16 protein-coding genes are annotated in these 14003 nt (G+C 65.5%); 14 read left to right on the top strand and 2 right to left on the bottom strand.

Features of this window, described 5'->3' with window-relative positions; translation table 11 throughout:
• Positions 1–763 precede the first annotated feature (763 nt).
• Genes AB4Y35_RS16045 through AB4Y35_RS16030 form a run of 4 tightly spaced genes read left to right on the top strand, consistent with a single transcriptional unit; the run spans position 764 to position 3961 of the window.
• Positions 764–1822, top strand: coding sequence for an RluA family pseudouridine synthase (locus AB4Y35_RS16045; RefSeq protein WP_368705050.1), 1059 nt, complete (start codon positions 764–766; stop codon positions 1820–1822).
• Positions 1823–1855: 33 nt separating this feature from the next.
• Entirely contained in the window at positions 1856–2515 is a 660-nt protein-coding gene (locus AB4Y35_RS16040; RefSeq protein ID WP_368705049.1) for an HAD-IA family hydrolase, read from the top strand.
• Positions 2512–2916, top strand: a complete 405-nt coding sequence (locus tag AB4Y35_RS16035; protein ID WP_368705048.1) for a Rieske (2Fe-2S) protein — start codon at positions 2512–2514, stop codon at positions 2914–2916. The genes AB4Y35_RS16040 and AB4Y35_RS16035 overlap by 4 nt, the downstream gene beginning before the upstream one ends.
• Before the next feature lie 40 nt (positions 2917–2956).
• The gene (locus tag AB4Y35_RS16030; RefSeq protein WP_368705047.1) at positions 2957–3961 is read left to right on the top strand and encodes a S49 family peptidase; all 1005 of its coding nucleotides are present in this window, start codon (positions 2957–2959) and stop codon (positions 3959–3961) included.
• 96 nt (positions 3962–4057) lie between these two features.
• On the opposite strand, the gene AB4Y35_RS16025 is transcribed toward AB4Y35_RS16030, so the two are convergent.
• Together AB4Y35_RS16025 and AB4Y35_RS16020 are read right to left on the bottom strand one after the other, a co-directional pair.
• Entirely contained in the window at positions 4058–4780 is a 723-nt protein-coding gene (locus tag AB4Y35_RS16025) for an SAM-dependent methyltransferase (protein ID WP_368705046.1), read from the bottom strand.
• Positions 4777–5415 carry a Maf-like protein gene (locus AB4Y35_RS16020; protein WP_368705045.1) on the bottom strand — a complete coding sequence of 213 codons (639 nt, stop codon included), beginning with the start codon at positions 5413–5415 and terminating at the stop codon, positions 4777–4779. The genes AB4Y35_RS16025 and AB4Y35_RS16020 overlap by 4 nt, the downstream gene beginning before the upstream one ends.
• A 433-nt stretch (positions 5416–5848) precedes the next feature.
• Between AB4Y35_RS16020 and AB4Y35_RS16015 the strand changes: the two genes are divergently transcribed.
• From AB4Y35_RS16015 to rpoE, 10 genes are all read left to right on the top strand, one after another.
• Positions 5849–6490: a DUF177 domain-containing protein gene (locus AB4Y35_RS16015; protein ID WP_368705044.1), complete on the top strand. Its 642-nt coding sequence runs from the start codon at positions 5849–5851 to the stop codon at positions 6488–6490.
• Positions 6491–6624: 134 nt separating this feature from the next.
• Entirely contained in the window at positions 6625–6804 is a 180-nt protein-coding gene (gene rpmF, locus AB4Y35_RS16010) for a 50S ribosomal protein L32 (protein ID WP_018441573.1), read from the top strand.
• 134 nt (positions 6805–6938) lie between these two features.
• Complete coding sequence (gene plsX, locus AB4Y35_RS16005; protein WP_069262574.1) at positions 6939–8078, top strand: phosphate acyltransferase PlsX; 1140 nt, start codon at positions 6939–6941, stop codon at positions 8076–8078.
• Entirely contained in the window at positions 8078–9067 is a 990-nt protein-coding gene (locus AB4Y35_RS16000) for a beta-ketoacyl-ACP synthase III (RefSeq protein ID WP_368686617.1), read from the top strand. The genes plsX and AB4Y35_RS16000 overlap by 1 nt, the downstream gene beginning before the upstream one ends.
• Positions 9068–9191: 124 nt before the next feature.
• Positions 9192–10130 (top strand): ACP S-malonyltransferase, encoded by a 939-nt coding sequence (gene fabD / locus AB4Y35_RS15995; protein ID WP_368705043.1) that lies wholly within the window; start codon positions 9192–9194, stop codon positions 10128–10130.
• 34 nt (positions 10131–10164) lie between these two features.
• Entirely contained in the window at positions 10165–10914 is a 750-nt protein-coding gene (gene fabG, locus AB4Y35_RS15990; protein ID WP_368604846.1) for a 3-oxoacyl-ACP reductase FabG, read from the top strand.
• 167 nt (positions 10915–11081) lie between these two features.
• Entirely contained in the window at positions 11082–11321 is a 240-nt protein-coding gene (acpP, locus tag AB4Y35_RS15985; RefSeq protein WP_004197638.1) for an acyl carrier protein, read from the top strand.
• Positions 11322–11512: 191 nt separating this feature from the next.
• On the top strand, positions 11513–12754 hold the full coding sequence (gene fabF / locus AB4Y35_RS15980; protein WP_254354937.1) for a beta-ketoacyl-ACP synthase II: 1242 nt from the start codon (positions 11513–11515) through the stop codon (positions 12752–12754).
• Complete coding sequence (locus tag AB4Y35_RS15975; RefSeq protein WP_368705042.1) at positions 12751–13248, top strand: protein YgfX; 498 nt, start codon at positions 12751–12753, stop codon at positions 13246–13248. Before fabF ends, AB4Y35_RS15975 begins: the two co-directional genes overlap by 4 nt.
• Before the next feature lie 113 nt (positions 13249–13361).
• The gene (gene rpoE / locus AB4Y35_RS15970) at positions 13362–13961 is read left to right on the top strand and encodes an RNA polymerase sigma factor RpoE (protein ID WP_027795258.1); all 600 of its coding nucleotides are present in this window, start codon (positions 13362–13364) and stop codon (positions 13959–13961) included.
• Positions 13962–14003: the final 42 nt, after the last annotated feature.

The raw sequence follows: 14003 nt of genomic DNA, 5'->3' as shown, positions 1-14003 counted from the left end.
GCACGCTGGAGCGGGAACGATGGCGGGGAGAATTGCCTTTTATGGGCGCCGGTCCGGCGTTGCGTTGCCGTGGACGGGGCCGCGTGGGCACATGCGAAATACGTCTTCAAGAAGCGAAGAGACATGCCGCGGGTTCGCGACGGCAGCGTTTTCCTGCGCTTCCAATCCACCTGGCTGCCGTGACCATGAGCGTGCCAATGGGTGTGCCCATCGCACTGGCCGTGACAGACGCCGGCCGCAGCGGCGAACCGCGCGCGCTTGCGACTGGATCAGGTTCGCGGCCTCTCGATTCAATCAGGGCCGCGCACGGGAAGCTTTTCAGGAACGCCCGTCTTCCCCCTCGGGGTGTCTCGCCACTTTTGACGTCGCCGTGTCCCGCACGTTGCCGGGACGCTTCGGGCGCTCGCCGTATTTTCGCCACCAGCGCCTCCTGCGGCGGTCACTTCGACCGCGCGGCGGGACGCGCCGGATAAATTCTTTATACCAATGTTCCGTTACCGTCGGAGCCGCTCCTGACCGAACGTGCCTGTGGGCGCCGTCCCTGCCGGAGTGGTGATCCGTGCGTGCAACTCGTTGCTTCTCATCAAGCGGGGTGAGCAACCAGCCCCGGGCGCAAGTAAAATAACCGTTTATCGCTTGCAGCCTGCGCTCGCCGCGTGGTCCAAGTCCAGGATAACCCCCTTGGGGTGTCCATTGGGTGGTTCGCAGAACATTTGGCCGTATGGCCTACCGTTGCGTCGGCGCTGGGCAAATTATATTCAGAATGAAAGGGTTAGGCAAAACATCCCAAAATCAGGTCGCAAGCGACCAGGTTTCGTTCGTCGAAATCGACGAGGGCGCGGCCGGTCAGCGTATCGACAATTTTCTCGTGCGCGTCTGCAAGGGCGTGCCGAAAAGCCACATCTATCGCATTTTGCGCAGCGGGGAAGTGCGCGTAAATAAGGGCCGGGTCGACGCGCAGTATCGGCTCGCGGAAGGCGACATCGTGCGCGTGCCGCCCATCCGCACGTCGCAGTCGAGTGCGACGGCCGGCGCCGCGCCCGTGCCGGCGGCCCAGTTTCCCATCATCTACGAGGACGACGCGCTGCTCGTCATCGACAAGCCCGCGGGCGTGGCCGTGCACGGCGGCAGCGGCGTGGCGTTCGGTGTGATCGAGCAGTTGCGCGAGGCGCGCCCGCAGGGCAAGTTTCTCGAGCTGGTCCACCGGCTCGACCGCGAAACGTCGGGCGTGCTGATGCTCGCCAAGAAGCGCGCCGCGCTCGTGGGCCTGCATGCGCAGATGCGCGACAACCAGACCGACAAGCGCTATTACGCCTGCGTCCACGGCGAATGGGCGAGCGACTGGGGGCGTCGGCGCGCTGTGAAGGAGCCGCTTCACAAGTATCTGACCCCGGAAGGCGAGCGCCGTGTGCGCGTGCAGCCGGACGGCTTGCCCTCGCACACGGTGTTCAATCTCGTCGAGCGCTGGCCGGGATACGCGCTCCTCGAAGCCGAGCTGAAGACGGGCCGCACGCACCAGATCCGCGTGCACCTCGCCCACCTCGGCCTGCCGATCGTCGGCGACGCCAAGTACGGCGACTTCGCACTGAACAAGGACCTCGCGCGCACGGGCGCGCGGCCGGGCATCAAGCGCATGTTTCTGCATGCGCACCGCTTGAAGCTCGCTCACCCGATCACGGGCGTCCCGTTGCAGTTCGAGGCGCCGCTGCCGGCGGATTGCCGCGGCTTCGTCGACGCGCTGCGCGCGCAACGCGAGGCAGGCGCGGCAACCGACGCAGCCCGACCTGGCACCGCCCGACCTGACGCGGCGCGACCCGAATGACACCGAATCTGACAGCGTTTGGAGAAGTCCTGCATGGCTCGAGAGTTATTTGACCTGATTGTGTTCGACTGGGACGGCACCCTGATGGACTCGACCGCCCATATCACGCGCAGCATCCAGGCGGCGTGCCGCGACCTCGGCCTGCCGGTGCCCGGCGACGAGGCGGCGAGCTATGTGATCGGCCTCGGCCTGCGCGAGGCGCTGCAGATTGCCGCGCCCACGCTCGATCCGGCCGACTACCCGCGGCTCGTCGAGCGCTATCGCATCCACTATTTGCTGAAGGACCAGCAGACCGAGCTGTTCGTCGGCGTGCGCGAGATGCTCACGGAACTGCGCGACACCGGCTACCTGCTCGCCGTGGCGACGGGCAAGAGCCGCGTGGGGCTGAACCGCGCGCTGGCGGATTCGCGGCTCACGAGCCTCTTCGACGGCACCCGCTGCGCCGACGAAACCTTCTCGAAGCCGCATCCGGCCATGCTTCAGGAGCTCACGCGCGAACTGGGGCAGGATCTGGGCCGCACGGTGATGATCGGCGACACGACGCACGACCTGCAGATGGCGATCAACGCGGGCGCGGCGGGCATCGGCGTGGCGTATGGCGCGCATGCGTCCGGCGCGCTCGAAAAGCTCGAGCCGCGCTTCGTCGCGTCGGACGTGGCCGCGCTCGCGGGCTGGCTGCGGGAGAACGCATGAGCGCGGCGCCCGAGACAGCGCCGCTCGAGCCCGTGCGCATCTGCGCGGCCGAAGAACTCGCCGAGGGTGGCGAGGGGCGGCGCATGAACGCGACCTACGCGGGCGGCGACGCGGTGGTGTTCTTCGTACGCTACGGAGGCGAGGTGTACGGCTACCTGAACCGCTGCGCGCACGTGCCAATGGAACTCGACTGGGTCGAGGGCCAGTTCTTCGAGTCGTCGGGGCTCTATCTGATGTGCGCCACGCACGGCGCGATCTACCAGCCCGACACGGGCAAGTGCGTGGGCGGCCCGTGCCGCGGCGGGCGTTTGCGCCCCGTGCAGGTCGAGGAACGCGACACGCCAGAGGGGCGTGCGGTATTCTGGCTGCCGGACGACGCTTTGCGTCCGACCCCAACCTGATTCCTGACTATCGACCCCTTTCGACCCGTTACCCGCTCGCATGTCCGACAATCCGACCCCTGATTCGAACGAAGCGCCCCGCGCGGCTTCGTCAGACCGCGGCGCGCCCGCGCCAGGCTGGGAGCGCGAGGCGCTCGAACGCATCGCGCTCGCGGCCATCACCGAGCAGCGCGCGGCGCGGCGCTGGCGCATCTTCTTTCGCTTCGCGTTTCTCGCGGTGTTCGTGGTGATCGCGTGGGCGATCCTCGATCTTTCGGGCGCGCGCGTGGAGAGTGGGGGGCGCCATACGGCACTCGTTTCGCTCGACGGCGAAATCGGCTCCGACACCCCGGCGAACGCCGAGGACATCATCAGCGCGCTCGACAGCGCCTTCGACGACGACGGCACCGCGGGCGTGATCCTGCATATCGACAGCCCCGGCGGCAGCCCGGTGCAGGCCGGCATCATCAACGACGAGATCCACCGTCTGCGCACCAAGTACCCGGCCATCCCGCTGTACGTGGTGGTGGGCGACATGTGCGCTTCGGGCGGCTATTACGTCGCGGCGGCCGCCGACAAGATTTACGTCAACAAGGCGAGTATCGTGGGCTCGATCGGCGTGCTGATGGACGGATTCGGCTTCACCGGCCTGATGGACAAGCTCGGCGTCCAGCGGCGCCTGCGTACGTCCGGCGAAAACAAGGGCTTCTTCGATCCGTTCTCGCCCGACACACCGAGAATGGACGCGCACGCCCAGGAGATGCTCGATCAGATCCACCAGCAGTTCATCGACGCCGTGAAGGCCGGCCGCGGCAAGCGCCTGAAGGATTCGCCGGATATCTTCTCGGGCCTGTTCTGGACCGGACAGAAGAGCGTGGAGCTCGGCCTCGCGGACGGCTACGGCGACACCGATTACGTGGCGCGCGAGGTCATCAAGGCGCCGGACGTCGTCGATTACACGGTCAAGCAGAGCCTCACCGACCGCGTAGCGAAGCGCGTGGGCGCGAACATCGGCTCGGCGGCCGTGCATTCGCTGCTGATGGGCGGCAAGGTATCGGTGCACTGAGCGACGGCGACGCTTTCGTTTCCCGTCGTCCTCGAGAAAATCGGCCGCTGCGCGATGGTTGCGCAGCGGCCGATTCGTTTTTGCGCGCCGAAGCTTTTAATGTGCGAGCAGCAGGAAGATCGCCGGCCGCTTGTGCAATTCGGGCGCTGGCTTCTTCTTCCAGTCCGACACGGCGCGGCTCACGATCGTCTCGGTGGGCAGCGTGAGATCGGCGGCGACGCACACGAGCGTGGAGGGCGCGCAGGTCGCGAGCAGCGCGTCGAGCAGCGTGCGGTTGCGATAGGGCGTCTCGATGAAGATCTGCGTCTGCTTGATCTTGCGCGAAATCTGCTCGAGATCGCGCAGCTTTTTCACGCGCTCGTTCGCGTCGACGGGCAGGTAGCCATGAAACGCGAAGCTTTGGCCGTTCAGGCCCGACGCCATCAGCGCGAGCAGGATCGAACTCGGGCCCACGAGCGGCACGACCTTGATGCCGCGCTCGTGTGCGCGCCGCACGAGCAGCGCGCCCGGGTCGGCGACCGCGGGCACGCCCGCCTCGGAAACCAGCCCCGTGTCGATGCCGGCGAGCAGCGGTGCGAGCAGCTTGTCGACCTCGCCTGCGGGCGTGTTGACATTGAGTTCGCGGATCTCGATTTCCTGGATCGGACGCGTCGTGCCCACGCGCTTGAGGAAGGCGCGCGTGGTCTTGGCGTTTTCGCCGATATAGCTGGCGAGCGCGCCCGCGCGTTCGCGCACGGGCGTGGGCAGGACGGCGTTGAGCGCGGCATCGTCGCCTTCGCCCAGCGTGTTGGGGATCAGATAGAGGGTGCCGAGGCTCATGCTTGCGTCTCCAGCAGCGGATAGCCCGCGGCAAGCAGCATGCGCGTGAGCGCGATGAGTGGCAGGCCGATCAGGGCGGTGGGGTCATCCGATTCGATCGCTTCGAGCAGGGCGATGCCGAGCCCCTCCGATTTCGCGCTGCCCGCGCAGTCGTACGGCGTTTCGGCGCGCAGATAGGCGTCGAGCGCGGCGTCGGGCAGGTCGCGAAAGCGCACCTTCGTCACGACATCGACGGTATCCGTTTGGCCAGTCGCGGTGTCGAGCACGCTCAGGGCACTATGGAACAACACTTCGCGGCCGCGCATGGCCTGCAGTTGCTCGAGCGCGCGTTCGTGCGTGCCGGGCTTGCCAATCTGGCGGCCATCGAAGGTGGCGACCTGGTCGGAGCCGATCACGAGCGTGCGCGCAGCGCTGGCGGGCAGGGCGGCGGCCACGGCGCGCGCCTTCGCGGCAGCCAGGCGCAGCGCCGTCGCTTCGGGCGCTTCGCCGGGCTGCGGCGTTTCGTCGACGGCGGGTACGGCCGTGTCGAAGGGAATGCGCAGACGCTCGAGCAACTCGCGCCGGTAGCGCGAGCTGGAGGCGAGGATGAGGGCGGGGCGGCCCGTGCGCGGGGCCTGCGAGGGAGAATCCTGCATGTTCGATCGGAGTATGAGAGCGGCTGCGAATGTGGCTGGAGAAAAGGCGGCTGTGGTTTGGCGATTTTCGGGTGGATTTCGCCTCGATAACGGGGGCGGATATCCCGCAAAACGTCGTCAGAGGCTCCCGAAAGCCGCGCTCGCACAGACACTTGCGTACGCGAGCTTAAGTGTTTGACTCACAAAGATAAAGGCGATATGATTTTGGGCTTTTCATCCGTATGCTCTCGCCGCACGTCTTGTGCGGGCGCCTGAATTTAGCGGCGTCACGGCTCGAAAAACCTTGCCGGCAGTAGCGTGTCGATGGGCGAATGTAGGCAAACGCAGGTCGATAGAGACCTGTGAGGGCCGGCACAAGCTGGATTGCAGCGAGCCGCTGGCGGCTTTCGCGCATCGCTTGCCGCGCCCCAGGCCTTGAAGCAGGAGAGCGCACATGACCGAACACACTGGCAAGCCTGCAGGCGCCGAATTGAATCCGCGCGACTTCGATATCTTCGAATTCGCGCGCAGCGAGCGCGAAGCGGCAGGCGTCGTGCGCGTTTCGCAACTGCCGCGCATGTTAAACGAAGTCCCGGCCGAGGCGCCAGATCGCGACACCGCGTTCACCTGGCAGGCTGCGGGCTTTATCCAGCAGGAATTGCAGGACAACGGCACCGAAGGGCCGCAGCCATACCTGCGGCTTGCAGTTCACGGTGGCGCGTGGCTCACGTGCCAGCGGTGCCTCGCTCCTTACGAGCAGGCATTCAATGCGGATGCGACCTTCCGTATCGTCCAGACGGAAGAAGAGGCGGACGAGTTTCCGCTCGACGACGATGAAGTCGAAGTGATCGTGGGCTCGCGCCATTTCGATCTCGTCGACTTGATCGAAGAGGAGCTGTTGCTCGCGCTGCCGCTGGTGCCGAAGCACGAAGTCTGTCCGGAAATTCACGAAAGCCTCGCCTCGGGTCCCGACGGCGCGGAGGGCGTGGATTCCGTGGACGACGTGCCGGAGCAGGAAATCGAGCCGGAAGAGCGCGTCAACCCGTTTGCGGCGCTCGAATCGCTCAAGAAGGACGGTCCTGGCAGCAAGCACTAAGGCAAGCCTTGGGCGGCTGTGCGGGGCAGGCAGTACCAGACGCGTGGGCCTGAGCCCGGAGTCCGGCCATCCCCCAAGGGTGGCGGCGGCCGGATCGGGCTGTGTTAGAATTCGGAAAATTTTCAGGAGTTATCATGGCAGTTCAACAAAACAAGAAGTCGCCGTCGAAGCGCGGTATGCACCGCTCGCACGATTTCCTCACGGGCGCGCCGCTGGCCGTCGAGCCGAGCACGGGTGAAGTGCATCTGCGTCACCACATCAGCCCGAACGGCTACTACCGCGGCAAGAAAGTCGTCAAGACCAAGAACGACTAATCGTTTCAGCGTGCGGCGCGGTGTTTGACACCGGGCGCCGCATCTGACGATTCCGTTCGCTTGACCATATTTCGGCTCGGCAAAAAGGCGGCATTCAACTGCCGCTTTTTTATGCCTGAAATCCGTCGCATTCCATGACTGTTACGCTCACGATAGATTGCATGGGAGGCGACCACGGCCCGTCTGTGACGGTGCCTGCCGCAGTCCATTTCGTCCGCTCGCACCCCGACGCGCATCTCATGCTCGTGGGCGTCGAGTCGGCGGTTCGCGCCCAGTTGAAGAAGCTGAAGGCGTCGGACCACCCCGCGCTTACCGTCGTGCCCGCCACCGAGGTCGTCGAAATGGACGATCCGGTCGAAGTCGCCCTGCGCAAGAAAAAAGATTCGTCGATGCGCGTCGCGCTCAATCGCGTGAAAGAGGGCGAGGCGCAAGCCTGCATCTCGGCCGGCAACACCGGCGCGCTGATGGCCGTGTCGCGCTATGTGCTCAAGACGTTGCCCGGCATCGAACGCCCGGCCATCGCCTTCGCGCTGCCGAACCCGCGCGGCTACACGACGATGCTCGACCTCGGCGCGAACGTCGACTGCGAACCGCAGCACCTGCTGCAGTTCGCGGAGATGGGCCACGCGCTCGTCGCGGCGCTCGAGGGCAAGGATCGCCCAACCATCGGGCTCCTGAATATCGGCGAAGAAGTCATCAAGGGCAACGACACCATCAAGCGCGCGGGCGAGCTCCTGCGCGCGAGCACGCTGAACTTCCGCGGCAACGTCGAAGGCAACGACATTTACAAGGGCACCGTCGACGTCATCGTCTGTGACGGTTTCGTTGGGAATGTCGCGCTCAAGACGTCGGAGGGCCTCGCGCAGATGCTCAACGACATGATCAAGGAAGAGTTCGGCCGCTCGTGGCTCACCAAGCTCATGGCGATTGCCGCACTGCCCGTGCTCATGCGCTTCAAGAAGCGTGTCGACCATCGCCAGTACAACGGCGCGGCGCTGCTCGGCCTGAAGAGCCTCGTCATCAAGAGCCACGGCTCGGCCGATGCCTACGCGTTTGAGTGTGCGATCAATCGCGGGTATGATGCCGTCAAAAATGGCGTGCTGGAGCGCCTCGCGCACGCCATGGAAGAAAACGCCGGTTCGCTCGAACAGGCGGCAGACGAGCCCGGCGGCGCCCAGAACGTGCAAGCCGCGCAGGCGGGGCAGGCTACCAGTGCGCCCAGCCAGGCAGCGGGCGAGGTACCGCCCGGCGCCGCATCATCCTCGAAGGCATAATGGCTCAATCGACTCTCTATTCCCGCGTGATCGGCACGGGCAGCTATCTTCCGCCTGATCGCGTCACCAACCAGGAACTGGCCGAACGGCTCGCCGCAAAAGGCGTCGAGACGAGCGACGAATGGATCGTGGCCCGCACGGGCATTCACGCACGCCACTTCGCCGCGCCCGACGTCACGACGAGCGATCTCGCGCTTGCGGCGTCGCAGCGTGCGATCGCGGCCGCCGACGTCGATCCGCAGTCGATCGACCTCATCATCGTCGCTACTTCCACGCCCGATTTTGTCTTTCCGAGCACGGCCTGCCTCTTGCAGAACAAGCTCGGCATCCGCAATCACGGCGCGGCGTTCGACGTGCAGGCCGTGTGCTCGGGCTTCGCCTACGCCGTTTCGGTGGCCGACAGCCTGATCCGCAGCGGCCAGCATCGCACGGCGCTCGTGGTCGGCGCGGAAACCTTCTCGCGTATTCTCGATTTCAACGATCGCACCACCTGTGTGCTGTTCGGCGACGGCGCAGGCGCGATCATCCTGCAGGCGTCGAGCGAACCGGGCGTGCTTTCGAGCGCGCTGCACGCCGATGGCAGCTACGCGCACATCCTGTGCACGCCGGGCAACGTGCACGGCGGCGCGATCGCGGGCAACGCGTTCCTGCACATGGACGGCCAGGCCGTGTTCAAGCTGGCCGTGAACGTGCTCGAAAAGGTCGCGATCGAGGCGCTCGACAAGGCGCAGCTCTCCGCCGACCAGGTCGACTGGCTGATCCCGCACCAGGCCAACATCCGCATCATGCAGGGCACCTGCCGCAAGCTCGGCCTGCCCGCCGAGCGCATGGTGGTGACGGTGGGCGAGCATGGCAACACCTCGGCGGCCTCGATTCCGCTCGCCTTCGACGTTGCGGTGCGCGACGGCCGCATCAAGCGCGGCCACAACGTGCTGATCGAAGGCGTGGGCGGCGGCTTCACCTGGGGCGCCTCCGTCATCCGCTTCTAAGCATCCTGAGCGGGCTCTCGCGCTCCCGCAGCCGGTCCTGGCGCACGACGAACACGTCGCGCGCAGCCGGCGGCGGTTCATCCGAGCGCATTGCCCACCCGTATTGAACGAATTTGGGGACGTTATGAAATTCGCGTTCGTTTTTCCCGGACAAGGCTCGCAGGCCGTCGGCATGCTCGACGCCTTCGCCGATAGCGCCGTCGTGCGCGAGACGCTGCAAGAAGCGTCCGACGCGCTGGGCCAGGACCTCGGCAAGCTGATCGCCGAAGGCCCCGCCGAAGAACTCAATCTCACCACCAACACGCAGCCGGTCATGCTCACCGCCGCTTACGCCGTCTATCGCGCGTGGCAGCAGGCGGGCGGTCCTCTGCCTGCCATCGTCGCCGGCCACAGCCTCGGCGAATACACGGCGCTGGTCGCCGCCGGCGTGCTCGCATTCCGCGACGCCGTGCCGCTCGTGCGTTTTCGCGCGCAGGCGATGCAAAGCGCGGTGCCGGTGGGCGAGGGCGGCATGGCCGCCGTGCTCGGTCTCGACGACGACACCGTGCGCGCAGTCTGCGCGGAAGCCGCGGCTGCGAGCGGCGGCGTGGTCGAAGCCGTGAACTTCAACGCGCCGGCGCAAGTCGTGATCGCGGGCCACAAGGGCGCGGTCGAAAAGGCCTGCGAAATCGCCAAGGCGAAGGGCGCCAAGCGCGCGCTGCCGCTGCCGGTTTCGGCGCCGTTCCACTCGTCGCTGCTCAAGCCCGCCTCGGATCAGCTGCGCGACTACCTCGCGAACGTCACGCTGAACGCGCCGCAGATTCCCGTGGTGAACAACGTCGACGTGGCTTTCGAGACCGACCCCGCGAAGATCCGCGACGCGCTCGTGCGCCAGGCCGCGGGCGCCGTGCGCTGGGTCGAGTGCGTGCAGGCCATCGCGGCGCAAGGCGCGACGCACGTGGTCGAATGCGGTCCGGGCAAGGTGCTTGCGGGCCTCACCAGGCGTATCGACGGCAACCTGGTCGGCGCCTCGGTGCTCGATCCGAAGTCGCTCGACGAAGCGCTCGCGCTTCTGAAGGCTTAAGCGCCTACGCCACCACCGCTAACGGATTCAAACGATGGAAAAGACTCTCGACAATCAAGCCGCGATCGTGACCGGCGCCACCCGCGGCATCGGCCGCGCGATCGCGCTGGAACTGGCGCGCCAGGGCGCGACGGTGATCGGTACGGCAACGAGCGAAGCCGGCGCGCAGGCCATCTCGGCCGCTTTCGAAGCAGCGGGCCTGAAGGGCCGCGGCGCGGTGCTCAACGTGAACGACGCCGCTGCAGCGGAAGCGCTGATCGACGCAACGGTCAAGGAATTCGGCGGTCTTGCGATCCTCGTCAATAATGCGGGCATCACGCAGGACAACCTGGCGATGCGCATGAAGGACGACGAGTGGGACTCGGTCATCGACACCAACCTGAAGTCGGTGTTCCGCCTCTCGCGCGCCGTGCTGCGCCCGATGATGAAGGCGAAGGGCGGCCGCATCATCAACATCACCTCGGTGGTGGGCTCGTCGGGCAACCCGGGCCAGGCCAACTACGCCGCCGCCAAGGCCGGCGTGGCGGGCATGACGCGCGCGCTCGCACGCGAGATCGGCAGCCGCGGCATCACCGTGAACTGCGTCGCGCCCGGTTTCATCGACACCGACATGACGAAGGACCTGCCGGCGGAGCAGCAGGCCGCCCTCAAACAGCAGATTCCGCTGGGCCGCCTCGGCAGCCCGGACGACATCGCGCATGCGGTCGCGTTCCTCGCGTCGCCGCAGGCGGCCTACATCACGGGCACGACGTTGCACGTGAACGGCGGCATGTATATGTCTTAACCGGATTCAGGTACTATCCGCGCCTTGATGCGCTTGATGCAAAACATTGCGCAAGCGCCTTCGCGGATAGCCTTCCGGAACCTTGAGCGCCGCTTTTCAGCCAGGTCAAACCTGATAAAATGCGCGCACTCGCATTCATGAGCTAACTTTTTTCCCTTGGAGGGGTAATGGACAACATCGAACAGCGCGTCAAGAAGATCGTCGCCGAGCAACTGGGCGTCGCCGAAGCTGAAATCAAGAACGAAGCTTCGTTCGTGAACGATCTGGGCGCCGACTCGCTCGACACCGTCGAACTGGTCATGGCTCTCGAAGACGAGTTCGGCATGGAAATCCCGGACGAGGAAGCCGAGAAGATCACGACGGTTCAGCAAGCGATCGACTACGCTCGCGCGAACGTCAAGGCCTAAGCGCCAGATTCCCGCCTGGGCCGCGCAACGCAGTGCGCTGGCGGCCCGCGAGGACGCTTGCCCGTGAAACCGCATACGCCTGCCGCACTCGCTGCGGGGCATCTGCCGGTCAACTAGCCACAGGGCTCACAGGAGCATTTCCTGTGGCCTCTGTGGCTTTTGTTTTTGTCATCTATGGATAAGGGGTTACCGTGAGCCGTCGTCGAGTTGTTGTTACAGGCCTGGGGCTGATTTCGCCTGTTGGCAATAATGTTGCCGACGGCTGGGCCAATCTGGTCGCCGGGAAGTCCGGCATCGCCAACATCACGAAGTTCGACGCTACGAACTTCTCGACCCGCTTTGCCGGCGAAGTGAAGGGCTTCAACGTCGAAGACTACATGCCGGCGAAAGAAGCGCGCCATATGGATACGTTCATCCATTACGGCATCGCGGCGGGCATGCAGGCGATCCAGGACAGCGGTCTCGAAGTCACCGAAGCGAACGCGGAACGGATCGGCGTGAACGTCGGCTCGGGCATCGGCGGTCTGCCGATGATCGAAGTCACGCAAACCGAGCTGCTCAACCGCGGCCCGCGCCGCATCTCGCCGTTCTTCGTGCCGGCCTCGATCATCAACATGATCTCGGGCCATCTGTCGATCAAGTACGGCCTCAAGGGCCCGAATCTGGCGATGGTCACGGCCTGCACGACCGGCCTGCACTGCATCGGCGAAGCGTCGCGTCTGATCGAATACGGCGATTGCGACGTGATGATCGCGGGCGGCGCGGAATCGACCGTCTCGCCGCTCGGCATCGGCGGCTTCGCGGCAGCGCGCGCGCTGTCGCAGCGCAACGACGATCCGGCGACGGCCAGCCGTCCGTGGGACAAGGACCGTGACGGCTTCGTGCTCGGCGAAGGCGCGGGCGTGATGGTGCTCGAAGAGTACGAACACGCCAAGGCGCGCGGCGCGAAGATCTACGCGGAAATCGGCGGCTACGGCATGAGCGGCGATGCGTATCACATGACCGCGCCGCTCGAAGACGGCGACGGTGCGCGCCGCTGCATGATCGCCGCGATGAAGAACGCGGGCGTCAACACCAGCGAAGTGAACTGGCTGAGCGCGCACGGTACCTCCACTCCGCTCGGCGACCTCGCGGAAACCACGGCGATCAAGCGCGCCTTCGGCGACCATGCGAAGGACATCGTCGTGAACTCGACCAAGTCGATGACGGGCCACCTGCTGGGTGGCGCGGGCGGCCTCGAGTCGGTGTTCACGGTGCTCGCCGTGCACAACCAGGTGTCGCCGCCGACGATCAACATCTTCAACCAGGATCCGGCATGCGACCTGGACTACTGCGCGAACACCGCGCGGGACATGAAGATCGACGTCGCGCTGAAGAACTCGTTCGGGTTCGGCGGCACCAACGGCACGCTCGTCTTCAAGCGCCACGCTTGATCGCGCACGACGAGACAGCGGCCGCGCCGAAAGCTTCGGCCGGCCGCGTTCCTCCTGCTTTCCCCTCGCGGCGCGCGAGCGCGCCGCTGCTTTCCCTGCGTCCATCGCTTGCGCTGCAACTGCTCGTTGCCGCGGGTCTCGGCGTGGCCGCGGCCGCCGTCTACACGACGCTCGCACCCTGGTCCGGCGTCTGGCAAGCGTTGCCCGCCACGCTGGCGTTCCTGGCGACCGGCGGCCTCGCGGCTGCGGCGTGGCGACGCAAGCAGCCGGCCTTCCTCGAAATCGGGTCAGATTTTCTCGCGGCCTGGTCGCGCGACGGTGCCTGCCTCGCAGCCGGGCGACTTGCCGGCGCGTCGCAATGGGGCGCGTGGCTGCTCGCGCTCGTCGTGGAGCAGGGCGCACGCCGCACGACGATTCTCGTTGCCGCCGACGCCGTTCCGGCAGAAGTCTTCCGCACACTCGCCGTGCGCGCGCGCAGCGCGGCCGGCCGCTGAGCTTCCCTTCGCTGTAAAGCTTGTAACCGCTGTTACTCGCGTAACGTGAGACCGTGGCGAGGACGCTACAATGGTGCCCCCACGTCTACTTCATGTGCTAACGGATTTCTCAGGTGAGCGAAAAAGAAATTGATCAGGTTCTGGTCGAGCGCGTGCAAAAAGGCGACAAGGCCGCGTTCGAGCTCCTGGTCTCGAAATACCACCGCAAGATCATCCGGCTGATCTCGCGCCTCGTGCGGGACCCCGCCGAGGTCGAGGACGTGGCCCAGGACGCCTTTATCAAGGCTTACCGCGCACTACCGCAGTTTCGTGGCGAATCGGCTTTCTATACGTGGTTGTACCGGATTGCTGTCAATACGGCGAAGAACTACCTTGCGACCCAGGGAAGACGCGCGCCGACTTCTACCGAGGCAGATGCTGAAGAAGCGGAAACTTTCTCGGACGCTGATCAACTAAGGGATATCAATACGCCCGAGTCGATGTTGATGAGCAAGCAGATCGCACAGACGGTCAATGCTGCGATGGCGGTTTTACCGGAAGAGCTGCGCACCGCCATTACGCTTCGGGAAATAGAAGGCCTAAGCTACGAGGAAATCGCCGAAATGATGGGGTGCCCGATCGGCACCGTCAGATCGAGAATTTTCCGCGCTCGGGAAGCCATTGCGGCAAAATTGCGTCCGCTGCTGGACACTCCGGAAGGCAAGCGCTGGTAAGAAGAAGAACCAGCTTCGCCCCGGGCGGCGACGCGATTCACC

Source organism: Paraburkholderia sp. EG286A (genome assembly GCF_040965375.1).
Lineage (GTDB): Bacteria > Pseudomonadota > Gammaproteobacteria > Burkholderiales > Burkholderiaceae > Paraburkholderia.
This window is presented reverse-complemented; position numbering and strand designations above follow the sequence as displayed.